The following is a 24,443-nucleotide window of genomic DNA, read 5'->3' on the forward strand; positions in this document are numbered from 1 at the left end:
ACAAACTAAGTCATTCTCGTTGCAGCAAATATCTCGAGGTTACTTGGGGACAAGGTTATATTACAACTACCCAGCACTAAGACTGGACCGTCAGTTTTTATAAGGATAAATACATGATTCTTGATTCTGCCATTTTGATTTGGCTACCGCTTGTATTAGCAATTGGCGCGGCATTTGCTCGGCAACAAAGGGCAGCCTTCGCATTGCTTGGACTTACACTGCTAGGTGCATTTGTTTTTGATCGAATTGAGCTCATCGCGCTGATCAGTTCGTTGGTTGTTCTTGGAGTCTCATACCGGTTGCCGATGCTGGCATTGAATCCAAAGATGAAACCTATTTACTACCTAGGGTGGGGGATTGTCGTCCTTTGGTGTGTGATGCTTTTTGTCCATTTGATCCCTGGCTTTAATAATCTGCAAGTTCTCGACAAGGTATCCGCGGGACCACAGAGTGCGCCATTCTCAATGTATCTTAATCTGGACAAGCCACTTGCCTTCTTTGCTCTCCTTCTTGCTTATCCTATGCTGCTTGGCGGTGAGTCAAAAATAAGAATAAAACCTGCGCTGCTGGTGATGATCCCCCTGCTTTCACTATTGCCAGTTGCCGTTATGCTTGGTGCTCTAAAACCGGAGTTTAGTTTGCCGTCATGGTGGTGGCTGTTTGCTTTGAATAACCTCGTATTAACTTGTGTTGCAGAAGAGGCTTTATTCCGCGGGTTTATCCAGCAGTCATTATCTCGTCGTTTTGATTGGCGATTGGGTTTGGTGGTGGCGAGCATTTTGTTTGGTTTAGCTCATTTTGCAGGCGGTCCACTGTTGATGGTATTTGCTGGACTTGCAGGGATAGGGTACGGTCTTGTTTTCCACTTCACTGGGCGCCTATGGTGTGCTGTGTTAGCCCATTTTGTGTTCAACTTCTGTCACTTGGTTTTCTTTACTTACCCAATCTTAGCTCGATAAGATTTTCCTATAGGCTCTTGCCTCCATGTGCGGGAGCCTTTCTATTCTATCAAACGTAAACAATGTAAATTAAATGCCAATAAGAATGATTATCACCTAAATTAAGCCCTCATTTATTGGTGATGATTGTTTTTTTATGTTGCTCAAAAGCAAAGGCGTCCAAACTTGGGCTCGCCGTCTGCACATTTACGTTTCCATGGCGCTTTTATTGGTGACCTTGTTCTTTGCCTTAACGGGCATCACCTTGAACAGACCAACATTGTTTGAGCGCAGTGAGCCAATCATTCAACAACACACACTCACGATCCCTTCAAAGCAACTTTTTGCAACTGAAGGCAGCTTCCAACCCAATCGTTCGGCTCTATTGAACTTCCTAACTCAAGAAACCCATTTGCGTGGCACTCCGTCGGCTTTGGATGTTTATACCGAAATCGAAGATGGAGAGTTAGTGATTGGCGAGCTTTCTTTGGATTTTAAAGGTCCGGGTTATAACGCTACCGTTTTTGTCGATATGACCACGGGAGAGGCTGAAGTTGAAACAACGAATTACGGCATTGTCGCGCTACTGAATGATCTGCACAAAGGTCGCAATAGTGGCGATGCTTGGAAGTGGTTCATTGATATCACTGCATTATTGATGGTGTTCTTTGTTCTAACCGGAGTGTGTTTGCTACTACCAAAGAAAAAGACTTTAAGAACGTCGATGCAGTGGATGGCTTTTGGCACCTTGCTGTCGCTCGTTATTTATTTTGTTGCTGTGCCATAACAGCCTCTATTCAGAGAATTCCCCTATGTTAAACACAGACCGATTTTTGCGTCGCAACTCATTAAGCAAACTAACACTTATTGCTGCGCTGATGCCTCTTTCGCTTTTTGCTGCCCCCTTGCCTGATCGTGCCAAAGTCGATTTTGAATTCGAGTTGCCAAAAATTGATACATCAATGTACGCCCGTCCTTATGTTGCAGTATGGATTGAAGATGATAAGCGCAAGCCAGTGAAAACCATCCAGTTATGGGTTGGTAAAGATGAATGGCTAAAAGATCTTCGAAGCTGGTGGCGAAAGGTGGGTCGTTATGATCGCGAATTAGTGGACGCCGTGACGTCTGCTACTCGTCCCGCTGGTCAATACCGTTTTATTTGGGATGGCACCAATGATGAAGGTCTGCGACTCGAACAAGGTACTTACACGTTGCATGTTGAAGTGGTACGCGAGCACGGTGGACGGAATTATTTGCGACAAAAGATGCAACTAGCGGACAGCGAAGTTCGTTATCAAATCAAACCAACCCAAGAGACGGGCATGATTACCGTCAACTACCAAGTTAAGTAATAGAGAAGGAACAACGATGAAAACCAAAATGAAAGCGGTGGCACTAGCAAGTGTAATGGCGATGGGGCTAGCAGCTGCAACAACAGCACAAGCGCACCCTCGTTGGGTTTTGCCTTCTCACTTTACAGTATCAAAAGAAGGTGGTGATTGGCTGACGTTTGATGTGACTGCCTCTCACGGTACGTTTGTTTTTGATAAACCAGCGGGCAGCGATCAAGCATTTGTGATCATGCCGGATGGTCGTTCGGAGCGTCCGAACTTTGTTGTTCGTGGTAAACGTCGTTCGATGTTTGATTTCTACTTTGAAGAAGAAGGCACACACAAGGTCGCGATCAACAACCAACCAAGCTACTACACCCAATACAAAGCGGGTCGCCGCGACACAGTTAAGTGGGCGCGAGCAAGTAAAGCTGATCGCGCAAGTGTTATTCCAGAAAAAGCACGTGATGTTGTTACGCAACTGAGCTATACCCGAGCGGAAAGTTACGTGACGGTGGGGATGCCGACAGAAAAAGCGCTGGAAATTGAAGGCAAGCTGCTAGAGATGAAACCGATCACTCACCCATCAGACATCATTGAAGGCGAAGCGGTGACTTTCCAATTCTTCTTTAATGGTGAGCCTCAACAAGGTGTCACAGCCGAAATTACTCGTGAAGGTACCCTTTACCGAAACCACCAAGAACAAATGGATGTCGTGAGTGATAAAGAAGGCAAAATTACGTTTACTCCAGAGGTGGCTGGTCGCTATTTGATGAAAGCCAACTATAAAGGTGAGCTGAAAAACGATCCTCTCGCAGATAAAGCCAGTGTGAATGTTCATCTAACGTTCGAAACGCAATTAAATTAATCAAGTTTAGGCTCAGTGCTCCACTGAGCCATTTTGGATACACCATGAAAAACAGCTCTATTCTTATCGCTTCCGCTCTTTCGGGCGGCTTACTGTCCTTTCAAGCTGCGGCGCACTTTCCATTAATGAACTGCCATTTAGAACAAGACAAAGTCATCTGTGAAGCAGGTTACTCCGATGGTTCTACCGCAGTTGACTATGACGTTGAAATGTACGATTACGATGACAACTTGATTGCCAAAGTAACCACTGACAAGCGCTCTATCGCTGAGTTCACTCATCCTCAAATGGATTTTTATCTTGTTTTCGACGCAGGGCATGAAAACCCAGTAGAAATTGATGTGGTTGAGTTGAAAGAGAAATGATCACTCAGAAAATTCGACCGGATAATGGCAGTCGCGAAGGTAAATGGGTGGCATTAACCATCGCCGGCATTCTTGCGGTGTCTGCCGCCTTATTGCCCTATCATCAGACCGAAGTTGAGCACGCAGAAGCACTCGAGCATCAAGTGTTGATGACTGACCTTGGGCAAGAAGAGTTGGCAATGGTTGCAGAGCTTAAACTTGCTCATGAGGAAATTCGTGATCTCCACATTGATGAGGGTAAGTGGCCTGAAGTCAGTGAACTTGAAACGTTTTGGCTCGCTCCATTTGTTAAAGACCAAAGTTGGCAGCGCAAAGGTTCTCATCAATGGCAGATGTTGGATGCAGGACTTTATCTTGGCTTGAGACAGGACGATGAAGGTTCAGCTTCGATGCTACTTGATAGCCGTCACGAGCATGCTGATATCTGGTTTTCCACGGCTGTTTCTATCGATATCGAGGACTTAACTCAGCAAAGTCAACGAAAGCTAAGTGGTTGGCAACAAATCGTGTTAACGCCTTCTTCTCCTGCAAGCCCTCATAAGCATTAAGCAATAACCAACATGATAACAACTATGAAGACACGCTCTCTCTTACGTCGAATTCTAACGGCTAGTGCTTTACTGGTCGCTTCCGCTTCAAGTTTTGCCGAAACGCTCAACATTGGTATCACTTTGCAACCTTACTACAGCTATGTAAAAGCGGTGGTCGGTGATAAAGCTGAGATCATTCCTTTGGTCGATGCAGGGTTCAATCCTCATAACTATTTGCCCCAACCCAATGATCTTAAAAGACTGAATCAGATGGATGTGATTGTCGTCAATGGTATTGGGCATGATGATTTTGCTCTGAAAGTTATTCAAGCTGCGCAGCGCGACGATCTGGTGGTGATTGAGGCAAATAAGGAAGTTCCACTATTGCCCGCTATGGGGCAATCCGTTGGTAAAGGTGCAGTGAATCCACATACCTTTGTTGGACTATCCACCACGATTCAAAAGGTTTACACCATTGCCAGTGAGTTGAGCAAACTTGACCCAGAAAACGCAGCTTTTTATCGAAAAAATGCGCGAAAGTACGCAAAAACGTTTCGCCTTTTAAAGCGTGATGCGATGTTGTCTCTAGGGCAGCTAGATACAGCAGGTATGAAGGTCGCAACAACGCACAATGCTTATGGATACATTCTACAAGAGTTTGGCGTCGATGTAGCCGCGGTAATCGAACCTGCTCATGGCGTAGAGCCAAGCGCTAGTCAGCTACAGGAAACCATCGAGAAGATCCGCCAATCTGGTATTGATGTTCTATTTTACGAGCTGAATATGCCAAATCGTTTTGTTGATACGATCGAAGAAGCGACGGGCGTGAAGCTATATCGCTTTTCTCACATGACGCACGGGGAATACGAAGCCGACAAAGTCGAGGTGGAGATGCGCGACAACGTAGCAACCTTAATAGAGGCGATGAAGTTTGTTGCAAGCAAGCATGAGCAGGAGAAAGCCTAATGCGAGGTCCTTCGATTTCTCTTGATAAAGTCTGCTTGCAGTACGGGGACAACCTTATTCTGCAAGACATTCAGACTTGTTTTGAAGCGGGTCAATGCCATGTGATTATGGGACCAAACGGTGGTGGCAAAACGTCATTGTTACGTTCGGTTTTAGGACTTACACCATTTTCGGGTGACATCTCGGTGCATTGGGCGGAGGCTGAGCAAGCCGGAAAAATTGGTTACGTACCACAAAAAGCCATGTTTGAAGCTAGCTTACCTTTGACGGTCATGGATTTTGTACTGCTTAACCAAACGCGTGTGCCTCTGTTTTGGCGCCGTAAAACCAAGCAAGCTCAACAGGCGTTAGCTCAATTAGAGCGTGTTGGTATGGCAACAAGAAGTGATCGTCGTATGGGACAACTATCTGGCGGTGAGCAACAGCGTGTTCTCTTCGCCCAAGCTCTACTCGATAATCCAAGCTTACTTGTTCTAGATGAACCGACAACGGGTATGGATGAGCAAGGGGTACGTTATCTAGAGGGTTTGATTCATGAAGTGGTAGCAGAAGGTAAAACCGTTCTTGCTGTCCATCATGACGTAACAGCGGTGCGCCGTTTGGATGCGCAGGTGCATGTTGTCAATCGTCAAATCGTCGCTTCGGGGCATCACTCTGAAGTATTGAGTCCTGAGCGTATTGAGTCTCTGTTTAAGCACTACACGGCAAAAGTGGAGGCGGCGTAATGGATTGGTTAAGACAATTTGCCCTCAACGGAGTAGAAGCCGGGTGGCTCAGTGACAGCTTCGCTTATGCGTTTATGGTTAACGCAATTGTTGCAGCGCTAATTCTTGGTCCGTTACTGGGCGGTTTGGGCACCTTGGTCATCGCGAAGCGTTTGGCGTTCTTTTCTGAAGCCGTTGGTCACGCAGCGCTGACTGGTATAGCGATCGGTGTGCTACTTGGTGAACCACCGGAAAATCCATTTATCGGGTTATTCAGCTTCTGCATGATTTTCGCGCTATTGCTGCATTTCGTGCGAAATCGAACCAACGTTCCCTACGATACACTCGTGGGTGTGTTCCTCGCTCTTGCTTTGGCAGTCGGTGCTGCCCTGCTGATGTATGTGGCACGAAAGATCAATATTCATATGTTAGAGAACGTTTTGTTTGGCTCGATCCTGACGGTGACAGACAGAGACATAACGATTCTTGCGGTGAGCTGTTTGATCATTCTATTGTTACTGATTCCGACCTTTAACCGAATCTTACTGACTTGCATTAGCCCTGACATCGCGCGTGTTCGTGGATTCAACACCAGCTTTTATGACTACCTGTTCGTCATGATGATTACGCTCGTGACAATCGCAGCAGTGAAGATTATCGGTGCGGTTTTGGTTGGAGCGTTACTGCTTATTCCGGGGGCAACGGCACGCTTGCTCACTAAGCGAATGGGCAGTTTTGTTTTGCTTTCATCCTTATTGGCTACCGTTGCCTGCTTGGTTGGAACCGTTTTGCCAATGGAACTTGAATTGCCGGTACCGTCTGGCGCCTCAATTATTATTGTCTCTGCTGCGTTTTTCCTAACGGCAACGATCTACCGCATTGTGCGAAAAGCTTAAATCTGGATAACCAATTATGAAGATGAAAAAACAAATCATAACAATGGGCTTGGTTTTGACGAGTACATTTGCACCGTTCTCTTATGGCAAAGATATTATTACCAGCACGCCTGTGACTTACATGTTGTCTGAGCAACTGATGCAAGGCACAGGCATTGAAACCAGTTACTTGCCACCTAAGCGATATGGCGTTGAACGTTTGGTGAACTGGTTTGCAAGTAAAGGTCAACAACAAGCCATTAAAGCCGGGCAGGAGGCGACCGTTGCGATTACGTTGGGTGCTATTTGGCATCAAGACCCAACTTTTGTTTATGCTCGTCAGGGGAACATTCGCTTGATTGAGATTGACGCGTCTCAGGCGATATCTCCAAGAGCACCGGGCGTTGCGGCACTGACGTTAGACAATGGTGATACATCTAAGTATGCGTGGATGAATCCTACTAACTTAATTCGAATGGCTGCGATCGTGGGTGAGGATCTACAAAAGGTTTATCCTCAATATCAAGCTCAAATAGAAAAGAACCAGCAAGCGTTGATGTTAGAAGTACGTGAGCTGATTAATCAACAACAGGACGTTATCTTTGCGAAAGAGATTGATTCAGTGGTCTTGCTAGGGGAATCATTAGAGGATTTTGCGTCTGGAAACCAACTGTTCGTTGTTGATCGTCAATTCAAGCCTGAACTGGAATGGTCAGAAGCAGAGAAACTGTCTTTAAAAGCTCAGTTTGAAGAAGATAAAACTCTGTGGCTAATTACAGATAAAAGACCCTCAAAACAGCTACAATCGATTATTTCACCAGATCGCATACTGCAAATTGACGTCATTGATCGTTGGGGGAGTAAAGGAATAAAAACTGAGAAACCACTCGCGCGCTGGCAGTTGTAACACGAAAAACACCACAAAAATTATGAAGGGGACTGAAAAGTTCCCTTTTTTTATGTGGTTTTGATCAAATTTTGAGCGATCAATTGGATTGGTTGCATATAATTTATTTGTTTCATTTATGTTTCATTACTACGTTGTATGTGTTCGTTGTGTTGAAAATTTTTGTCTTGCTGTCGTAACGAACCGGTATAAACAACTATATGGATGTTAAAAATGAAAATGAAAACTCTAGCCGTTGCAGTGGCGGCACTAGCATGTGGTTCTCAGGCTTTCGCAGCTGAAGTTTACAATAGCGAAGGCACATCTCTTTCTATCGGCGGCCACGTTTCAGTGGGCGTTGGTGAGTACTTTGAGGAAGATGTTCGCATTCATGACGTATCTCCTCGTATCAATGTGGGCGGCAAACAAGACATTGGTAATGGTGTGACAGTTGATGCCAAGGGTGAATGGTCTATCAAATTACTGGACGGGGGCGCGAGCTCGTTCAACACACGTTTGGGCTACATTGGTGCAACGCATGAACAGTTTGGTCGCGTGGTAGCGGGTACACAATGGTCACCATATTACGATGTAGCTGGTGTTGCGGATTTACCAATCGCGTTTGCCAACGACTTCTTGTATGCAGACCAATATAATTTAGGTTCCGCTCGTGCTGAGCGAATGCTGAGCTACCGTAAAGGTTTTGAGTTCGGTGAAGGCTTTGGATTTAACCTCGGTCTTGGCTGGCAAGGCGAACATGATGAATACGATGCTCGTGGTCAGATTGCAGTGAGCACAAGCCTTGCCGGATTTGGTCTTGGTTACGTATACAGTGGCGGTGACCGTGACATCGGTTCTAAATCAGAATCAGCGACATCTCATGTCTTCTCTGCTAACTACGGTAAGTACGGTTCAGGTCTGTATGCGGCAATCGTATATGGTATGAATGATTATTTCTTTGATTACAAATTCCCAGGCGCAGCAACTTCTGTTCTTTATCAAGAAACGGTACAACTTGAAGGTCTATTAGCCTACGGGGTGAATGATTGGACGTTCAGTGTGAACTACGAAGCGGTAGAAAATGATAAAGACAGCAAGACTCTATACAGTGAAGCAGCGTTACAAGCTGAGTACGCAGTTACGCCTTCATTCTATACCTTTGCTGCTTATGAATTTGACCTCGGAAATGACTACAACGTGGAAGAGAACGACTACTGGACAATCGGTGCTCGTTACTACTTCTAATCAATAGGACAGTTTCTACTGCCTAAACACATTTATTGTGTTGACGCCTATTCGCTGTGAATAGGCGTTTTTCTTCAAATAGACTGAGAGTCAACAAAAATGCCCGCACAATGCGGGCATTTTTTAGTGGATAACCCCTGTTATAAAAATGGGTGTAACACTTTTTAGGACGCCAGGTTTACTTTGTCTCTAAAAGATCAAGGAAGAAAGCGTACTCCAGTGCGTCTTCTTTTAATCGCTTGAATCGACCTGACGCACCACCGTGACCAGCTTCCATATCCGTTTTGAATAGCAAGACATTGTCATCGGTCTTCATCTCGCGGAGTTTTGCTACCCACTTCATCGGTTCAAAGTATTGAACTTGTGAGTCATGCAAACCCGTCGTCACTAGCATGTTCGGGTAATTCTGAGCCTTCACATTGTCGTACGGCGAGTAGCTCAGCATGTAGTCGTAGTACGTTTTATCATTCGGATTACCCCATTCATCGTATTCGTTGGTCGTTAGAGGAATCGATTCATCCAACATGGTCGTTACGACATCAACAAAGGGAACGTGCGCGCCAATACCACGGTAGAGATCCGGTGCTTGGTTAATGATCGCGCCCATTAATAGACCACCGGCAGAGCCACCAACCGCAAACACTTTGTCTTTTGCGCCGTAACCTTCTTCAACAAGCCCTTTTGTTACGTCAATAAAGTCATTAAAGGTATTTTGCTTAGTGAGCTTTTTGCCATCTTCATACCAAGGGCGTCCAAGCATTTCTGAGCCGCGAATGTGAGCGATAGCGTACACGAATCCGCGGTCAAGTAAGCTGAGGCGGGTTGAACGGAACGTTGGTTCAATTGTTGATCCGTAAGAGCCGTAGCCGTACTGGTAGATTGGATTGGTCCCGTCTTTCTTAAACAGATCCTTGCGATAAACCAATGATACTGGCACTTGCTTTCCATCACGAGCGGTTACCATGATGCGCTCTGATTGATAGTTATCCGCATCGAAATCGCCTAGCACCGGTGTTTGCTTCATTATTTCAGATTCACCCGTATTCAGGTCGAAATCATAGTAAGTGCCAGGTGTGGTTAGGCTGCTGTAGTAGATACGAACTTTAGAATTATCGAGTTCATAGTTGCCTGTTAGATAAGCAGCAAACGCGCTGTCGTTAAATTCGAGTGGGAACTCTTTGCCCGTTGATAGCTGGCGGATTTTAACTGTCGATAGACCATTCGCACGTTGCTCGTACACAAGGTGGTCATCAAATAAGTCGAAATCGACAAGTTGAGTATTGTCGTCTGCTGGGATGACATCGACCCATTTAGAACGATCATGCATCTCTTCTGCTTTGACTTTCATTAAACGGAAGTTAACTGCTTGATAGTTTGTGTAGATGTAGTACCAATCACCTAATTTAGCGATGCTGTACTCAATGCCTGTTTCTCGTGGGTAAAAAGCTTCAGCTTTTGCGTTTGGATTGTTGGCGTCAATGACTGATACACCACTCGTTTCGGTGCTTGAGTGCCAAATGTACACTTGCTCGTCATCTTTACTTTTACTCAAGTAAGTGTAGTAAGCACTGTCGGTTTCTTCGTAAATCAGTTCATCGCTCTTTTGCGGAGTGCCTAGTACGTGGCGGTATACTTGATAACCAAGCAGTGTTTGTGGATCTTTCTTGATGTAATAGAAAGCCTTGTTGTCGTTTTGCCATGCGATAGCACTCGACGCACCTTCAATTTCATCTTGTAGATATTCGCCGGTATTAAGATCTTTGATTTTGATGGTATAAACACGACGGCTTAACGTATCTTCACCGTAAGCCAGCAAGTTCTCATTTGGGCTCACATATAAGCCTCCAGTGCTAAAGAACTCGTGCTCTTTCGCCAGTTCATTTACATCTAGGATGACTTGCTTGTCTTTGCCTGCAAAGTCTTTCGCACGCATGTGCACTTCGTATTCGTTATCGCCTGTTACTTCATTTGAATAGAAGTAGTTACCTCGACGTACTGGTACTGAGTTATCGTCTTTCGCAATACGACCTTTGATCTCTTCGAATAATTGCTCTTGTAGTGCTTCAGTATGTTTTAGAACGGTTTCTGCATACTGATTTTCTTGCTCAAGATGTTGCAAAATCTCTGGGTCTTGGCGCTCATCATCGCGCATCCAATAGTAGTTATCGATTCGGGTGTCACCATGAATCGTCATTGCATGTGGCACTTTTTTAGCAACAGGTGCTTGAGTTTGTTGAGCAACGAGTTGAGATTGAGAGTAATGGTTCATGGTTGGTATTCCTTGATTGCTGCATCCGGCGACAAGCGCGACCGATACGGCCAACGTAGTTAAAGTGAAACGCATCTGTGTGTCCTTATTGTGTACCTTACTCTTGTTGTATCGCCATTCTTTTATTTAAGAGTTAAAGCACAGGTTTCTTCCAATGAATGTTGAATGGCAAATCTATAAATGTGTGTAAGCAACTGTTCTTTTTAGCAAAGATTTACAGGGATGTTAAATGTAAATGCTGGTGGATGAGAGCTGGAGGGCAAGATGCGTGCAACAAAAAAGGGACACACTTTTCAGCATGTCCCTTTTGAGTGATGAGAGGCAGGTTTTAAATTGCCAATGGCATTTCGTTTGAATGGTCGTGCTTGCGATTAACCCAGCGTAGACCAAGCATGGCGATGATCGACATTGCCATCATCAGGCAGCCAAGTGGCATTTGGTCTTGCGCTGGGAAGAAGGAAGCCAATAGCGTTGCGATGCCTGCGCCTAGGTTTTGCATACCACCCAAAATGGCACCGCCAGTGCCTGCGTGGTATGGGAATGGTGAAAGTGCGCCGGTAGTTGCCGCTGGGAACAAAATGCCTGCACCCAAGAAGTAAATGGTTGCACCGCCAATCAGAGTCAACGCCGTTGTTAGACCAAACAGACCCGGAATCAATACCACTGCTGAGCCAACTAAGATAGCCACTAGACCAACATTCAAAGCACGGCGTTCAGAACGGCGTTGTGCAATATAGCTCGATAGACCAGCGCCGACTAAGTAACCCGGTATCGGCAAGACAAATAGCAAGCTGACCGTGGTTGCTGGCAAGCCAAGTACACCACCCAACAATACACCTGCTGCTGCTTCAAATACTGCAACGCCTGCAAACGTGGCAACCAATACCAATAAGAAGCCTTGGAAGCGTTTGTCTGATAGTACGAACTTGTAGCTCTTCGCAACAGATTCATGTTTGCGGCGCTCTTTAGGCAAGGTTTCCATCATGCTTGTCATCATGGTGATCACAACGGCAATACCGAATAACGCAAGGAATAGGTAGCTAGATCGCCAGCCGAATGCTTCGGTTAGATAACCGCCCAATACTGGTGCGATCAATGGCGAAAAAATCACACACATACTGATCAAGCTGTTTGCGCGGTGCAGTTCAGCGCCCTCAAAGCAGTCACGAGTCAGTGTACGAGACATAGCTCCGCCACAGCCAATACCCAAACCTTGGATGAAGCTGCCTGCTAGAAACCATTCGTACTCATGAGCAAACAGCGCTACCAAAGTACCAAGAATGTAGATGATCAAACCCGCAATGATGATTGGCTTACGACCAAGGCGATCGGACAGCGTGCCGTATACAAACTGCGATAGACCGTAAGGGATCAGGTAACACGCCATCACAGCTTGAAGTGAAGACGCTGATACCAAGAACTCACCCGCCATATGACCGATAGAAGGCACGTACATCGTTTGAGTCATTTGACCTACGGCAGTCAGAATTGCGATTAAAAAGGTAAGTTTCGCTAATGGAAACGAGGCGGACATTTGCGTATCTCTCCAGAAATTTAAGACGTAAAAAGCCTTAGCGCTCCATATAGGAGAGCCAAATAAACAAAGTAATTAGGGAATCTAGGCGCGAGATATTAGAGCTTGAGTGCGGACTTAGCAATCAAAAAGTGTGAAGTTGAGCAAGATAAAAATCTATGATTTGGATTAGAAAATATAATCTATTTTTGTTGAGTGTTGAAAACGAAAAAGGGAGCCGAAGCTCCCCTTGAAATACTGCGCTCATTTAGAACAACTTTCGTTATTCGCGACCTGAAGCATAGGCGTAAAGCAACTCAAGTGCGATAGTTGCGCCAGCCAAGGCCGTTACATCACTGTGGTCGTAAGGAGGTGAGACTTCCACCACGTCCATACCTACGATGTTCATGCCAGCGAAACCACGGATGATCTTCAGAATTTTATCTGAGTTCAGGCCGCCACAAACTGGTGTACCTGTACCCGGTGCAAACGCCGGATCCAGACAGTCGATGTCAAAAGTGACATACACTGGCTTATCCGCAACCGTGCGACGAATCTCTGCCAGTATCTCTTCTACCGACATGTCGTTTGCTTGCATCGCGTTGATGACATTGAAGCCATGATCTTGTTGGTCATATTCAGTACGAATACCAATTTGAACTGAGTTCTTCGCAGAAATCAGACCTTCTTTTGGCGCATGGTAGAACATAGTTCCGTGGTCGTAAGAACTGCCATTTGCGTAAGTGTCAGTGTGCGCATCGAAGTGAATCAATGCCATTTGACCATGGTGTTTTGCGTAAGCACGTAGGATCGGTAGCGTGATGAAGTGGTCACCACCCAAGCCTAGCATTGTCTTACCGCTCTTTAGAATCTCACTTGTTGCCGCTTCTAGACGGTAAGTGAAATCTTCCGCGTCACCACAATCGAATACAAGGTCACCTGCGTCGATCACTTTCAATTTATCAAATACGTTGAAGTCCCAAGGGAACTTCTTGCCTTCCCAAGCAAGGTTTACTGACGCACGACGGATCGCATCTGGTCCCATACGCGCACCAGGACGACCAGAAGTCGCCATGTCCAGAGGAACCCCTAGCACCACAACGTCTGCGTCTGCCGATACTGGATTTTTGATGTACGGTCGACGTAGAAACGACATAGAGTTGGAGTAAAGCGAATAATCGGTTTTCGTAAACAAATCATTCATATCAGAAGTCCTCTAAATAGGTGTAGCCTGCCAAACCTTGTTCCAGTTCAGCTAGGATTTGTTCTTGTTCACTGGTTTCAACTCGTTCTGAAACCAATTGTTTGTAATTGTCACGAATCGCATCTACGTCGATGTGAACGTAGCGCATCATGTCTTCTACGCTATCACCTTCGTTGATGTAGCTGATCTCGAATTGACCGTCTTCATCAACATTGACTACTGCACTGTGGGTATCACCAAATAGGTTGTGCATGTCACCAAGGATCTCTTGGTATGCGCCTACTAGGAAGAAGCCCATTAGGTACGGTTTGTCGTTGCTCCATGCTGGTACTGGTAGCGTGCTCTCAATGCCTTGACCATCAACATAGTGATCAATCGCGCCATCGGAGTCACAAGTGATGTCCAACATCACCGCACGACGCTCTTCCACATCCCCAAGACCAGAAAGCGGTAAAACAGGGAATACCTGATCAATACCCCATGCGTCTGGTAGGGATTGGAAAAGAGAGAAGTTCACGAAGAACTTGTCCGCAAGACGTTCGCTCAACTCATCCAAAATAGGACGGTGGAAACGGTTCTTGGTACTCATTTGACGACTTAGCTCGAAGTAAATACGCAGAGACAGTTGTTCTGCCCACGCACGTTGCTCAAGGTTCAGTACGCCAGTAGCGAATTGCGAGTGAACCTCGGCCAAATCGCTTTGGGTATCATTGTAAATTTCAATTAATGCACGTGCATCGGTACCATCCTGCAGGTTTTCCCAACTACGCCACATGTTTTGTAGCAAGATTGGTGCATCTTCTGCAGGTTCGAATACTTCTTCCGGCTGGTATGTTTCAGTACCAATGACGTTAGAAATCAACACAGCGTGATGAGCGGTTAGAGAACGACCCGATTCAGAGATGATCACTGGCATCGGTTGGTCGTAGTGCTGACAGACATCACCGACTGTATTCACGATGTTACGCGCATATTCTGCAAGACCGTAGTTCATCGAGTTCGAAGATTGGCTGCGTGTGCCGTCGTAGTCTACTGCTAAACCGCCGCCAACATCGAAGTAATCAATGTTTGCACCCATGGCACGTAATTCACAGTAGAAACGTGCGGATTCATTCACACCATTGCGTACGTCACGGATGTTAGCCATCTGTGAGCCAAGGTGAAAGTGAACCAATTGCATGGTATCCAGCTTGTCTTCGTGTTTTAGACGATCAATCACGCTCAATACTTGTGATGCCGATAGACCGAACTTCGATTTCTCACCGCCGCTTGCTTGCCACTTACCTGCACCTTGAGATGCAAGGCGGATACGCAAGCCAAGACGTGGAGTTACACCCAAGCTTTTCGCTTCTTCAAGTACTAGATCAAGCTCAGATAGCTTCTCTAGTACGATAAATACTTTGTGACCTAGCTTTTCACCGATCAGTGCTAGACGCACATATTCACGGTCTTTGTAGCCATTACACACGATCACGGAGCTGCCTTGTTGAGCCAATGCCAGTACCGCCAATAGTTCTGGCTTGCTGCCTGCCTCTAGACCCAGCTGTTTATTTTCTAGCTGCGCTTGGCTCGCTAAGATTTCATCAACCACTTCACGCTGTTGGTTTACTTTAATTGGGTACACCAACAGGTATTTGTTTGGATACTGGTATTCTTCAATTGCTTGGTTGAAAGCTTGGCAAATGCCATGCACGCGTTGGTGCACGATTTGCGGGAAGCGCACTAGCACAGGCAGGTTCAACTGCTTAGCTTCTAGCTCTTTTACAATCGCACTGAAAGGGATTTGGTGTGCACGGTCACTACGAGGAGATACGTAAACCTCGCCTTGGTCATCAATTCCGTAGAAGCCTTGGCTCCAGTAGTGAACGTTGTAGTCCGCGCGGATGCGGTCTAATTTAGTTGCTTTTTCCAACTCGATTCTCACAAAAATGTATTTAAACCCTCGCTGAAATAGGAGGAGGAAATACAAAAAAGCAAATCATGAGGCGCTAACCTCATACCCTGACACGAACTCCGTGTGCGCGCATTAACGGATAAAACCCAATCAGAGTCTAATGATTAAAATTTGTTCTTTCGATTAACAACTGTTGTCGAGTCGCGGTGTAAACATTTATTTAACAGAGTGTCCATTCTGCTGTTATAGTTGGTCTGACCAGTAAGGATTTGGTCGCAGAAAAACAAGAATAAAGACCCAACAAAACAAGGATATGTTTTGCAGCTGCATAGAATTCAGGGATACATCCAAACCATGTATCTCGCCGAGTATCCAGACAAGTTAATGTTGCTTGATGGCGCCAGTCGAGCCGATATTCCACACCTCAAAGATTTTATTGAGCATCAGCTTAATCGTTCGTTCACCGACTTAAAAATGGTGGTGGTCACGCATATGCATCCTGACCATGCGGGGGCTGCGCACAAGTTGCGAGATCTTACGGGGTGCCAGATCTTAGCTGCGAAACGAGACACTCATTGGTATGGCGGCTTTGATGGTTGGTTGATGCATTTGACCGATTTGATTTTGGCGCGTTGGATGGCGAATCGAATGCGTAAACCAAAGCGGAATCTATGGTATTCGCGAAAACTAAGACCAGATATTGAGCTGGTGGATGGTGACGCCGTGCCAGGATTTTCTGATTGGCAAATATTGGAAACCCCCGGACATACTGATAGAGACTTATCGGTTTTTCATGCTGAGCAGGATGTGCTTTATGTCGCGGATTTAATGGTGCAGGTAAAAAGTCATTTGATTGCGCCGTTTCCTATCTTTCATCCCAACCAATATCGTCGGTCGTTAAAACGAGTTTTTGAGATGAACCCGAGTTGTTTATTGGCCGCACATGGTGGTGAAGTTGAGTTTGATGAAGATGCTTATCAACACATCATCAATACCGCGCCGGTTAGACCCATTACGCATTGGCGAGTGACGAAGATAAAACTTAAAGGGTTAATGCGCTCTGTACTGAGAAGTAAGAATATGAAAGAGGAGAATGGCGAAAAGGACAGCTAGAAAAGTACAGAAGAGCCAGATGAGCGACCACGGAGTTCGCTCATCTGAAGCTACGGGGATTATGGAGCCAATAAGTGAGATTGGCTCGGGTCTACCAGAACTTTGTCTGCCATACCCTGACGACCTAGCAACATCATGTAGGTCATCTTTTCACGGTTAGTCAGCGTGATGTCGATAGGCCACTCTTGGTCGCCCATGCGTAGCATCGTTGTGATCACGCAGCGGTGTTCGAACGTTCCGTTTGATGATTTCACCTTGCGGTTCGCCTTCAGTGGAGCTTTACAGCGAACCACTTGTTCTAAGTGGTAAACATCTGGGTGTAGATCGAATTCTACGTATGACTGACCGTCTTGCTCAGTGCACTCTAGATTATCTACGTGCAGAGAAGAAGTCTGTGCGCCTGTATCAATACGCGCTTCAAGGTGAGTAATCCCTAACTCAGGTAAGCAAATTGCTTCGGCGTTCCCAATGATCATTTTCTGATTCATAGTGTCATCCTAGCGATGAGTGATAAAGAGAGCCTAGTCTATAGGCTCCCACTCAAACAATTATCAGCCTTTACCGCGAGTACGGTTAGCGTTTGGTTTTGCGTTCTTCTCGATGAAGTCGAAGATCATACCTGCAACGTCTTTATCTGTTGCAGTTTCGATACCTTCAAGACCTGGAGAAGAGTTCACTTCCATGACAACAGGACCGTTTTTCGATTGAAGAATATCAACACCACATAGGTTTAGACCCATGACTTTCGCTGCGTTGATTGCGGTTGCACGCTCTTCTTTGGTTAGTTTCACTAGCTGAGCAGAACCTCCGCGGTGAAGGTTAGAGCGGAACTCACCTTCTTTTGCTTGACGTTTCATTGCTGCGATAACCTTGTTACCTACAACGAAGCAGCGGATATCCGCACCATTTGCTTCTTCAATGAACTCTTGCACCATGATGTTCGCTTTTAGACCCATGAATGCTTCGATAACGCTTTCTGCCGCTTTCGTTGTTTCAGCAAGTACAACACCGATACCTTGAGTGCCTTCAAGTAGCTTGATAACCAATGGTGCGCCACCAACGTTTTTGATCACGTCTTGAATGTTGTCAGGGTGGTGAGCAAAACCAGTACGAGGCAGACCAATACCTTTGCGTGATAGCAACTGCATAGAGCGTAGCTTGTCACGAGAGCGGCTGATTGCTACTGACTCGTTCACACAGAATGTGCCCATCATTTCAAACTGACGTACAACCGCAGTTCCGTAGAAAGTGATAGATGCACCAATGCGAGGAATAACCGCGTCATACTTTGGCAATTCTTCACCCATGTAACGAATCTTAGGGTTGTTACTCGTAATATCCATATAACAGTGCAGAGTATCGATCACATCAACTTGATGTCCGCGCTCTTCACCCGCCTGCTTTAGGCGCATGGTTGAATATAGATTCTCATTACGAGAAAGAATAGCAATACGCATGGCAATTCCTTAGTAAGTCAGTACCAAATTAAAAATACAAATATAGAGTATAGTGAGTGGGTTTAATTGATGTGACAGAATCCACTCGCTTCAACGATTTAGAATTGTGGTTGGACAACCACGTCGTCAGAGGTGCGCACCTTAGGGCGTTTTCTCATGAGATGAAAACGAAAAAATATCGTCGATACGACAAAAATAATTTATCGAACTCTCGCGCCTTGCTGTGTGTGACTGTCAAGGACGAGAAAAAGAAAATTGAGTCAAAAATTCATCATTTTTCGATGTGAGAAAACTAAAAAAAGCGGCTATTTGACCGCTTTACTTTAGTTGTTTTTATAGTGACTTAAGAAGAGTTCAGCCGTTTGGGTGGCTAGCGCTCTGGACTCTTCCTCTGTTAAAGAAGCACGCATCCCCATTAACTGTGGCCAGAATGCACTGCCTTTAAGTAAGTTATGTAGCTGAATGCTTGCCACATCCACATCTTCGATCTTAAGCGCGCCGTTTTGGGCATGTTCGGTGAGCCAACGATGTAACGCGGTTTCTTGTTTTGACATGCGTTCAGCTTGTTCTTTGAGATCTTCCGGTTTAAACAAAAAGTGTCCAAACGCGACTTTTGCTAATTCAATATAGTTAGGTTCCGTCACGACGACGATCTCACTGTAGAGCAATTCAATCAATTGCTGTTTCAGCGGCAGTGTGGGTAAACGTTCAATATCGCTGTCCATCATTGATGAGCGCCAAAGCTCCGTCAGCAACTCGGTCACGATCGCCTCTTTAGAAGGGAAGTGATTATAGACGGTTCGCTTTGATACTTGAGCGATTGAAGACAGCTTATCCATGCTGGTGTTTTGCACCCCAAATTCTTGAAACGCTTGTTTCGCCGCGCAGAGAATCGCTTCTCTTTTGGTCTCGCTACGACTTTTTCTTTTTACATTCATAAACTTGTTAAGTTAGGAAGATCATTTCTGGATCTATTTTACACTAAGTAGTTTACTTTTGATAATTTGAATGTAAACTGCACCGTGTAGTTTACTTTTGTTCGGGTTTACTTTTTATGAAAAAAACTTTGCTAGCCACAGTAGGAGCGTTCGCGATGGGTACATCAATGATTTCTTGTTCTAATGTTGATACTGAAAAAGCGCCAACATACCCGGACAAATTTGCAAACACCGAGTTGGAATACAAAAGCAGTTTGGGCGATATGTTCGGTATCATGAAAGCTTATTTCACAACTGAACGTGCGAATCCAACCCCAACAATTGAAATTCCAGTGCATGCGATGACTGCGACACAACTACTAGAAGAACAAGATGACGTCATATACCGTCTTGGTCATTCGAGCGTGTTGATGAAGCTTGATGGTAAGTTGGTGATGACCGATCCTGTCTTTAGTGACCGAGCATCTCCTGTCCAATGGGCAGGACCAAAGCGTTTCCACCAAACACCAATCACTTTGCAAGATTTGCCAAGTATCGATGTCGTGGTGATCAGCCATGACCATTACGACCATCTAGATAAAGCCTCGATTAAAGAGCTTGGTGACAAGGTTGGAACTTTCTTGGTGCCTTTGAAAGTGGGGCAATTACTGGTGAACTGGGGCGTGCCTAAGGAAAGAGTGGTCGAGCTAGATTGGTGGGAGTCACATTCTGTCGACGGTATTGAATATACACTGACTCCGACTCAGCACTTCTCTGGTCGAGGTTTGACAGACCGCGATACGACTCTGTGGGGCAGTTGGGTTATCAACGCACAGCAAAATAAAGTGTTCTTTAGCGGTGATTCAGGTTACTTCAATGGCTTTAAAGAGATTGGTGAAAGGTACGGTCCATTCGATTTCACAATGATTGAAACGGGCGCATACAATGACCTTTGGTCAGATATTCACATGTTCCCGGAGCAGAGTGTCCAGGCACACATTGATGTGCAGGGTAAAGTGATGATGCCAATTCATAACAGTACATTTGATTTGTCAATGCACGATTGGAATGAACCAATGCAACGTGCGTTAGACATCAGTGAAGAACGTGGTGTGACTTTAGTTAGCCCTGAGATTGGGCAACGTTTGGAGCTTGCTGAGCCTCAGCCAGTTAAGGCGTGGTGGCAATAATTGCCGAGCTAAACAGCCAAACAGTTGAATAGTTAAGCCACTTATTAGTAGTTACTTGGTAGTAGTTACGTGGTCAGGGATAAGGATAAAGCTATGATGAAAGCAAAGTGGTCGTTGCTACTTACATTAAGTATTCTGCCTACCTTTGCATTAGCAGAAGTAGAGGAAGATATCTCGACGTTGATAAAACGAGTTGAGCAATCCTCTTGCACCTTTATCCGTAACGGCAAGGCGTATACCAATCGCGAGGCAGCAGAACACATGCGCAACAAATGGGATTATGCCAAAGATGACGTTGATTCTGTGGATGTGTTTATAAAAGAGGTGGCGTCAAAGAGTTGGTTATCTGGCAAGCAATATTGGGTGGATTGCCAAGATAAGCGTATTACTAGTGAAGAATGGCTGACATCATTGATGAACAGCAGTACCGATCACATTCAATAAGACCTGCTTGATGGTTTGGTAGCGCAGTGGCAATGTGCGGCTGCGTTTTCTAACCAAAAATAAATCTTCATATACCGGTTGCTTTAATTCGGCGACATATAACTCTTCTCTTAATGCAAAGCTCTCCACCGCACTGCGCGGTAAAACGGTAAAGCCGAGTCCTTTACTCACTGGCAGTAAGATCTGGCTTAACTGGTTGACGTACCCGGATAACGGCATGTCGCTGACTTTGATCTCTTTTAGTAAGGGTTCGGCGCATTGATCGAAAAATAGCGTCATGTAATGTTCAGCATCTGGGTGACCAATCACACCACAGCTTTTCAGTAACTCCGGTGTGAGCGTTTTTCCTCGGTAGGATTTAGGTAAGATCAAACATAAAGTCTCTCGACCAATTTGTTCGCTTTGGAACACGCTTTTATTTGGTGAGTAGGTTACGATGCCCATATCAATTCGACCCTCAGCAACGCCATTAAGAATAGATTGGTTGGGCGCAGCTTCTAGGTGAATCGATAAGCCTTTATGTTGTTTCTGTTTTTCAAGGAGCGGATCAAACAGCATCAAGGCAAGCGCACCAGAGCATGCGAGTTTGCAGTATCCAGCGTGTGGATCATCAAAGCTCAAATCTTCTAGTAGGCTTTTTTCTTTTTCTTCAAGTTCTAGCGCGTAGGCATACACCATGCGCCCTTGCTCCGTAAGTTCAAAGCTTTTGTTCTCGCGCTTAATCAATGGATGCTGACAAGCTCGCTCCAGCTTTTTAATGTGCTGGCTGACACCGGGTTGAGTCATATAAAGCTTTTCTGCCGTCTGAGTAAAGTGACCGACTTCAACTAGTGTTTTGAATGTGTGTAACCAAACTGGATTCAGCATAGGGCGTCGTTTGCTCGATGTTTATTAAAGAAAGCGTCTATCAGAGAATGAATCTGCTAAAGAAATTGCTGAAATAATAGCATGATGCAAGACCGAACGTAGAGAGGAGCATAAATGACGGGCAAAATAAAACCCCGCCTGGTTTCCCAGACGGGGCTTATTCTTTTTCGCAGCAATCCGGCTACTAATAGGTGCTCCCTGCATCTATCCTTGATTGTGGCTAAGTCCTTTAACCGAGTTCCTTGTTCATCGCCTTCCTAGCGGTGTCCATTCTTGCCTATCATCCTGACGGGCGAACTCTATCCTAGAGCTTAACTACATCCTTGCTGATAACTCATCCTAAGCTACCAAATCTTCATCCTGAAGATACCCAATCCTTTAGGCTTTTTTCCTGTTCCCGCCAACATCCTGTCGACATGTTTAGTATTGTTGTTTTGCTGATTACTCTCAATCAGCTAGGTAAAAAAACTTTGGCAGCGAATATTGCTTAAAAAAGGATAATTAATAATTTTCAATTAGTTAGGTTTATTGGTTGATTTGTTCTTAGTCAAAAATGGTCTTTTTACTTACATCGCTTGTGAGAGATCTCGCACAAGGTGTCGAGCGAATGTACGAATCGGTGTCTTTTTCGTCTTGTTTAAGAGTTTGCTCAAGATCACAACTCGAGTTGTAGCCATAAGACTTAGCGACAGTGTCGGATGAAATTCCCATCTCTTTTACTGCAAATATTGCCCATTCATCACGAGTTTTCTGCATGATCTGACGCAGCTTAGTTTTGAAATTACTCATAACAGCTCCTTGGTTAGCCTTCTTTTCAACGCAAGGATAAGGAACGTGACAGAGTTAAGTTGATAGTATACCGCTCAATATCAATACTATTGAGGCGTAGTAAAGAATGTGTCGGTAATACTGATATTATTTGCGCGTATAACAATACTATCTTGTGGAGTGACAAATGGCGCACATCGAAAAAGTACCGCAGAGACCTGGCTTTTCTTGGCGCTATCGTCGTATTGATGAGCCTAAAAAGGAGTATGACTTCCATTTTCATGATGATGTGTACGAGTTGGTCATTCATCGACACTTTTCTGGAACTCTGCACATTGGTCATCACGAGTTGGAAGTGACCCACAATCAAATGTTATTGATTGCGCCGGGTGTTCCTCATTCTATTCATTCCACGTTGGTAGAAAATAACTGTGAAACCCATGTAATTTGGTTTAAGCGTGAGTGGATTGCCAATCTGATGTTTTATTGCACGGAACTGCGCAAACTCGATCCGTTGCTCAAGGCAGCAAATAAAGGAGTAGTGTTCTCTGAGCGAACTGCTCAACAAGTTGTGGGGCTTCTTCATGAGTTGATGAAAGTACCTGCGATGGAGCAACTAGCTCGCTTTATTCATGTACTTTCGTTACTTGCGCATGATGAAGCAGCCAAAACACTGATGACGCATTCTTATCTCTCGATGAGCGAACATGAGCAACAAGAAAGAGAGCGTGTTGCTAAGGTGAGCGCGTATCTAGAACAACACTTCGCTCGCAAGATAACACTTGCCGATCTCGCTAATGATTTATCGCTGAGTGAAAGTGCGGTGACTCGTCTGTTTAAAAAGCACTTTAAAGAACCCTTTAGCCAACGCTTGATGAAACTGCGTATTAACCATGCCGCTGACTTGCTGCAATCAACTGAGTTGCCCATTGGCATTGTGTTTGAGCGAGTAGGGTATCGCAATCAAGCTTTGTTTAATCGCCATTTTAAAACCTACAAGGGGCTGACTCCGCGAGACTACCGACAACATTACCAGCAGCGAATCCAACCTTAGCTTGAGCACATGCGTGGTATCGTTATGCGCAACTGGTATATTAATTGCTAGGCTATTCGAGAATCATTATTAAGATTCAATGACAGATGGAATAGGGAACTTGATTGCCATTAATCTGTCATATTCAGTGGATAGGTTAACCCTTGCCATACGATAAAACACAGTCGAACTGTTCAAAAATTGACTGCAACATGGTGTGTTTTGTCATTATGTTGTGAAATCAATCACGGTTAATTTATTCGTTCCCCGATAGATTGGAGGGGAATACAACCTTAGACAATAAGCTCATGATGAGCGCTACCTATATAGATGAGGGAGATTGCTATGAAAAAGATGAGAAAAGCACAGTTGCATCGTGTACGTATCCAATACTGGAAAGACACAAAAACTGACGCTAGCAAAAAAGCATAGTTAACCACACTCGTGACACTGAGCTGGCAATGGACGGATAACCTTCCATAAAATGCCAGCTCTAAAATTATCTAAAACTGCCATTATTTCTCGCTCACCACATTTTCCAGATATCTACGTATCCCCAAATACCAAGATACTCCCAAAGACTAACGGTTCCAAGCCATCAAAGTGGTTCGCGCTTCCGGTTCTCAGTACTTCAGAAATTCACGGCTTCTAAACGCAAAAAAGCCAGTCCGAGGACCAGCTTTCTCATTACTTGCTCAACTCTGTTTATTACAGAGTGACCCTGCAATTACAGGTAGTTTGCGTCAACCAATTCGCCTGCTTTCGCGCTGCTTACTTCTGGGCGAGCTTCTAGCCAAGCGACAACTTGTGCTTTTTGCTCTTCTGTCGCGCTGCCGTAACGCTCAGTTGAACATAGGAAACCTTCAAACAGTTCTAGACCGCCGCCGCCGAAGCACAGATCTAGACCATCAATGTAGTCGATAAACTCATCTACGAATGCATCGTAACGGTCGAAGTCGTTGATGTCTGTTTCACAGCTGATTTCAAAACCTAGGATTGCGAATTCACCTAGGAATAGCTTTTTACGCAGACGACGATTTTTGTTATCGATTTTATCTAGTTTCAT

At 45.1% G+C, this 24,443-nt stretch carries 25 protein-coding genes and 1 pseudogene; 15 read left to right on the forward strand and 11 right to left on the reverse strand.

Annotated features, from left to right (window positions below; translation table 11 throughout):
* Window positions 1–113: 113 nt before the first annotated feature.
* The 11 genes from OH463_RS10780 (at window position 114) to OH463_RS10830 (ending at window position 8,708) form a co-directional block, all read left to right on the forward strand.
* Entirely contained in the window at window positions 114–959 is an 846-nt protein-coding gene (locus OH463_RS10780) for a CPBP family intramembrane glutamic endopeptidase (RefSeq protein ID WP_050940805.1), read from the forward strand.
* A 136-nt stretch (window positions 960–1,095) separates the two neighbouring features.
* A complete protein-coding gene (locus OH463_RS10785) occupies window positions 1,096–1,725 on the forward strand; it encodes a PepSY-associated TM helix domain-containing protein (protein ID WP_009696845.1) in 630 nt (209 codons plus the stop codon).
* Window positions 1,726–1,750: 25 nt separating this feature from the next.
* Window positions 1,751–2,290, forward strand: a complete 540-nt coding sequence (locus OH463_RS10790) for a DUF2271 domain-containing protein (protein ID WP_009696846.1) — start codon at window positions 1,751–1,753, stop codon at window positions 2,288–2,290.
* Window positions 2,291–2,306: 16 nt separating this feature from the next.
* Window positions 2,307–3,137, forward strand: a complete 831-nt coding sequence (locus tag OH463_RS10795) for a DUF4198 domain-containing protein (protein ID WP_005453274.1) — start codon at window positions 2,307–2,309, stop codon at window positions 3,135–3,137.
* A 44-nt stretch (window positions 3,138–3,181) separates the two neighbouring features.
* Window positions 3,182–3,502: a hypothetical protein gene (locus tag OH463_RS10800; protein WP_269991245.1), complete on the forward strand. Its 321-nt coding sequence runs from the start codon at window positions 3,182–3,184 to the stop codon at window positions 3,500–3,502.
* Window positions 3,499–4,050 (forward strand): DUF6162 family protein, encoded by a 552-nt coding sequence (locus tag OH463_RS10805; RefSeq protein WP_009696848.1) that lies wholly within the window; start codon window positions 3,499–3,501, stop codon window positions 4,048–4,050. Before OH463_RS10800 ends, OH463_RS10805 begins: the two co-directional genes overlap by 4 nt.
* 24 nt (window positions 4,051–4,074) lie before the next feature.
* Window positions 4,075–4,998, forward strand: a complete 924-nt coding sequence (locus OH463_RS10810; RefSeq protein ID WP_005453278.1) for a metal ABC transporter solute-binding protein, Zn/Mn family — start codon at window positions 4,075–4,077, stop codon at window positions 4,996–4,998.
* The gene (locus tag OH463_RS10815) at window positions 4,998–5,723 is read left to right on the forward strand and encodes a metal ABC transporter ATP-binding protein (RefSeq protein WP_009696849.1); all 726 of its coding nucleotides are present in this window, start codon (window positions 4,998–5,000) and stop codon (window positions 5,721–5,723) included. Before OH463_RS10810 ends, OH463_RS10815 begins: the two co-directional genes overlap by 1 nt.
* A complete protein-coding gene (locus OH463_RS10820; protein ID WP_005453280.1) occupies window positions 5,723–6,598 on the forward strand; it encodes a metal ABC transporter permease in 876 nt (291 codons plus the stop codon). Before OH463_RS10815 ends, OH463_RS10820 begins: the two co-directional genes overlap by 1 nt.
* A gap of 16 nt (window positions 6,599–6,614) precedes the next feature.
* On the forward strand, window positions 6,615–7,484 hold the full coding sequence (locus OH463_RS10825) for a metal ABC transporter solute-binding protein, Zn/Mn family (RefSeq protein ID WP_005453281.1): 870 nt from the start codon (window positions 6,615–6,617) through the stop codon (window positions 7,482–7,484).
* Between the two features lie 213 nt (window positions 7,485–7,697).
* Window positions 7,698–8,708 carry a porin gene (locus OH463_RS10830; protein WP_005453282.1) on the forward strand — a complete coding sequence of 337 codons (1,011 nt, stop codon included), beginning with the start codon at window positions 7,698–7,700 and terminating at the stop codon, window positions 8,706–8,708.
* Between the two features lie 74 nt (window positions 8,709–8,782).
* Here OH463_RS10830 and OH463_RS26320 read toward each other — a convergent pair.
* The 5 genes and pseudogenes from OH463_RS26320 to speA all read right to left on the reverse strand — a co-directional run.
* Window positions 8,783–8,848: pseudogene (locus OH463_RS26320) on the reverse strand (zf-TFIIB domain-containing protein); the annotation flags it as partial.
* 38 nt (window positions 8,849–8,886) lie between these two features.
* Window positions 8,887–11,052, reverse strand: coding sequence for a S9 family peptidase (locus tag OH463_RS10835; RefSeq protein ID WP_026000149.1), 2,166 nt, complete (start codon window positions 11,050–11,052; stop codon window positions 8,887–8,889).
* A gap of 253 nt (window positions 11,053–11,305) precedes the next feature.
* A complete protein-coding gene (gene emrD / locus OH463_RS10840) occupies window positions 11,306–12,511 on the reverse strand; it encodes a multidrug efflux MFS transporter EmrD (protein ID WP_009705122.1) in 1,206 nt (401 codons plus the stop codon).
* Window positions 12,512–12,773: 262 nt separating this feature from the next.
* Window positions 12,774–13,694: an agmatinase gene (speB, locus tag OH463_RS10845; RefSeq protein ID WP_005432598.1), complete on the reverse strand. Its 921-nt coding sequence runs from the start codon at window positions 13,692–13,694 to the stop codon at window positions 12,774–12,776.
* A gap of 1 nt (window position 13,695) precedes the next feature.
* Window positions 13,696–15,606: an arginine decarboxylase gene (gene speA, locus OH463_RS10850; RefSeq protein WP_009696853.1), complete on the reverse strand. Its 1,911-nt coding sequence runs from the start codon at window positions 15,604–15,606 to the stop codon at window positions 13,696–13,698.
* 336 nt (window positions 15,607–15,942) lie between these two features.
* Between speA and OH463_RS10855 the strand changes: the two genes are divergently transcribed.
* Complete coding sequence (locus tag OH463_RS10855) at window positions 15,943–16,701, forward strand: MBL fold metallo-hydrolase (RefSeq protein ID WP_269991403.1); 759 nt, start codon at window positions 15,943–15,945, stop codon at window positions 16,699–16,701.
* Window positions 16,702–16,760: 59 nt separating this feature from the next.
* On the opposite strand, the gene OH463_RS10860 is transcribed toward OH463_RS10855, so the two are convergent.
* The 3 genes from OH463_RS10860 to OH463_RS10870 all read right to left on the reverse strand — a co-directional run bounded on the left by OH463_RS10860 (window position 16,761) and on the right by OH463_RS10870 (window position 19,096).
* On the reverse strand, window positions 16,761–17,189 hold the full coding sequence (locus OH463_RS10860) for an ATP-dependent zinc protease family protein (protein WP_005432588.1): 429 nt from the start codon (window positions 17,187–17,189) through the stop codon (window positions 16,761–16,763).
* A gap of 63 nt (window positions 17,190–17,252) precedes the next feature.
* Window positions 17,253–18,158 carry a 30S ribosomal protein S6--L-glutamate ligase gene (gene rimK, locus OH463_RS10865; protein ID WP_005453290.1) on the reverse strand — a complete coding sequence of 302 codons (906 nt, stop codon included), beginning with the start codon at window positions 18,156–18,158 and terminating at the stop codon, window positions 17,253–17,255.
* 323 nt (window positions 18,159–18,481) lie between these two features.
* Window positions 18,482–19,096, reverse strand: coding sequence for a TetR/AcrR family transcriptional regulator (locus tag OH463_RS10870; RefSeq protein ID WP_005453294.1), 615 nt, complete (start codon window positions 19,094–19,096; stop codon window positions 18,482–18,484).
* Window positions 19,097–19,251: 155 nt separating this feature from the next.
* Between OH463_RS10870 and OH463_RS10875 the strand changes: the two genes are divergently transcribed.
* Together OH463_RS10875 and OH463_RS10880 are read left to right on the forward strand one after the other, a co-directional pair.
* Window positions 19,252–20,265: an MBL fold metallo-hydrolase gene (locus tag OH463_RS10875; RefSeq protein ID WP_069218554.1), complete on the forward strand. Its 1,014-nt coding sequence runs from the start codon at window positions 19,252–19,254 to the stop codon at window positions 20,263–20,265.
* Window positions 20,266–20,358: 93 nt separating this feature from the next.
* Window positions 20,359–20,709: a DUF5329 family protein gene (locus tag OH463_RS10880; RefSeq protein WP_069218553.1), complete on the forward strand. Its 351-nt coding sequence runs from the start codon at window positions 20,359–20,361 to the stop codon at window positions 20,707–20,709.
* On the opposite strand, the gene OH463_RS10885 is transcribed toward OH463_RS10880, so the two are convergent.
* Both OH463_RS10885 and OH463_RS10890 read right to left on the reverse strand, forming a co-directional pair.
* Complete coding sequence (locus OH463_RS10885; protein WP_005453299.1) at window positions 20,674–21,576, reverse strand: LysR family transcriptional regulator; 903 nt, start codon at window positions 21,574–21,576, stop codon at window positions 20,674–20,676. The genes OH463_RS10880 and OH463_RS10885 overlap by 36 nt on opposite strands.
* A gap of 543 nt (window positions 21,577–22,119) precedes the next feature.
* Complete coding sequence (locus OH463_RS10890; protein ID WP_005453301.1) at window positions 22,120–22,365, reverse strand: hypothetical protein; 246 nt, start codon at window positions 22,363–22,365, stop codon at window positions 22,120–22,122.
* Window positions 22,366–22,531: 166 nt separating this feature from the next.
* On the opposite strand from OH463_RS10890, the gene OH463_RS10895 reads away from it, so the two are divergent.
* Window positions 22,532–23,398 (forward strand): AraC family transcriptional regulator, encoded by an 867-nt coding sequence (locus OH463_RS10895; RefSeq protein WP_009703629.1) that lies wholly within the window; start codon window positions 22,532–22,534, stop codon window positions 23,396–23,398.
* Between the two features lie 706 nt (window positions 23,399–24,104).
* Here the strand turns inward: OH463_RS10895 and OH463_RS10900 are convergent.
* Complete coding sequence (locus tag OH463_RS10900) at window positions 24,105–24,443, reverse strand: YggL family protein (RefSeq protein WP_005453308.1); 339 nt, start codon at window positions 24,441–24,443, stop codon at window positions 24,105–24,107.

This window comes from Vibrio sp. NFR, assembly GCF_027587095.1.
In the GTDB taxonomy this organism is placed as follows: Bacteria; Pseudomonadota; Gammaproteobacteria; order Enterobacterales; family Vibrionaceae; genus Vibrio; species Vibrio harveyi.

What these genes read in the sequence shown, in the direction of transcription:
- OH463_RS10780 (WP_050940805.1), top strand. Translation starts at nt 114, where the DNA reads ATGATTCTTGATTCTGCCATTTTGATTTGGCTACCGCTTGTATTAGCA.
- OH463_RS10785 (WP_009696845.1), top strand. Translation starts at nt 1,096, where the DNA reads ATGTTGCTCAAAAGCAAAGGCGTCCAAACTTGGGCTCGCCGTCTGCAC.
- OH463_RS10790 (WP_009696846.1), top strand. Translation starts at nt 1,751, where the DNA reads ATGTTAAACACAGACCGATTTTTGCGTCGCAACTCATTAAGCAAACTA.
- OH463_RS10795 (WP_005453274.1), top strand. Translation starts at nt 2,307, where the DNA reads ATGAAAACCAAAATGAAAGCGGTGGCACTAGCAAGTGTAATGGCGATG.
- OH463_RS10800 (WP_269991245.1), top strand. Translation starts at nt 3,182, where the DNA reads ATGAAAAACAGCTCTATTCTTATCGCTTCCGCTCTTTCGGGCGGCTTA.
- OH463_RS10805 (WP_009696848.1), top strand. Translation starts at nt 3,499, where the DNA reads ATGATCACTCAGAAAATTCGACCGGATAATGGCAGTCGCGAAGGTAAA.
- OH463_RS10810 (WP_005453278.1), top strand. Translation starts at nt 4,075, where the DNA reads ATGAAGACACGCTCTCTCTTACGTCGAATTCTAACGGCTAGTGCTTTA.
- OH463_RS10815 (WP_009696849.1), top strand. Translation starts at nt 4,998, where the DNA reads ATGCGAGGTCCTTCGATTTCTCTTGATAAAGTCTGCTTGCAGTACGGG.
- OH463_RS10820 (WP_005453280.1), top strand. Translation starts at nt 5,723, where the DNA reads ATGGATTGGTTAAGACAATTTGCCCTCAACGGAGTAGAAGCCGGGTGG.
- OH463_RS10825 (WP_005453281.1), top strand. Translation starts at nt 6,615, where the DNA reads ATGAAGATGAAAAAACAAATCATAACAATGGGCTTGGTTTTGACGAGT.
- OH463_RS10830 (WP_005453282.1), top strand. Translation starts at nt 7,698, where the DNA reads ATGAAAATGAAAACTCTAGCCGTTGCAGTGGCGGCACTAGCATGTGGT.
- OH463_RS10835 (WP_026000149.1), bottom strand. Translation starts at nt 11,052, where the DNA reads ATGCGTTTCACTTTAACTACGTTGGCCGTATCGGTCGCGCTTGTCGCC.
- emrD (WP_009705122.1), bottom strand. Translation starts at nt 12,511, where the DNA reads ATGTCCGCCTCGTTTCCATTAGCGAAACTTACCTTTTTAATCGCAATT.
- speB (WP_005432598.1), bottom strand. Translation starts at nt 13,694, where the DNA reads ATGAATGATTTGTTTACGAAAACCGATTATTCGCTTTACTCCAACTCT.
- OH463_RS10855 (WP_269991403.1), top strand. Translation starts at nt 15,943, where the DNA reads ATGTATCTCGCCGAGTATCCAGACAAGTTAATGTTGCTTGATGGCGCC.
- OH463_RS10860 (WP_005432588.1), bottom strand. Translation starts at nt 17,189, where the DNA reads ATGAATCAGAAAATGATCATTGGGAACGCCGAAGCAATTTGCTTACCT.
- rimK (WP_005453290.1), bottom strand. Translation starts at nt 18,158, where the DNA reads ATGCGTATTGCTATTCTTTCTCGTAATGAGAATCTATATTCAACCATG.
- OH463_RS10870 (WP_005453294.1), bottom strand. Translation starts at nt 19,096, where the DNA reads ATGAATGTAAAAAGAAAAAGTCGTAGCGAGACCAAAAGAGAAGCGATT.
- OH463_RS10875 (WP_069218554.1), top strand. Translation starts at nt 19,252, where the DNA reads ATGGGTACATCAATGATTTCTTGTTCTAATGTTGATACTGAAAAAGCG.
- OH463_RS10880 (WP_069218553.1), top strand. Translation starts at nt 20,359, where the DNA reads ATGATGAAAGCAAAGTGGTCGTTGCTACTTACATTAAGTATTCTGCCT.
- OH463_RS10885 (WP_005453299.1), bottom strand. Translation starts at nt 21,576, where the DNA reads ATGCTGAATCCAGTTTGGTTACACACATTCAAAACACTAGTTGAAGTC.
- OH463_RS10890 (WP_005453301.1), bottom strand. Translation starts at nt 22,365, where the DNA reads ATGAGTAATTTCAAAACTAAGCTGCGTCAGATCATGCAGAAAACTCGT.
- OH463_RS10895 (WP_009703629.1), top strand. Translation starts at nt 22,532, where the DNA reads ATGGCGCACATCGAAAAAGTACCGCAGAGACCTGGCTTTTCTTGGCGC.
- OH463_RS10900 (WP_005453308.1), bottom strand. Translation starts at nt 24,443, where the DNA reads ATGAAACTAGATAAAATCGATAACAAAAATCGTCGTCTGCGTAAAAAG.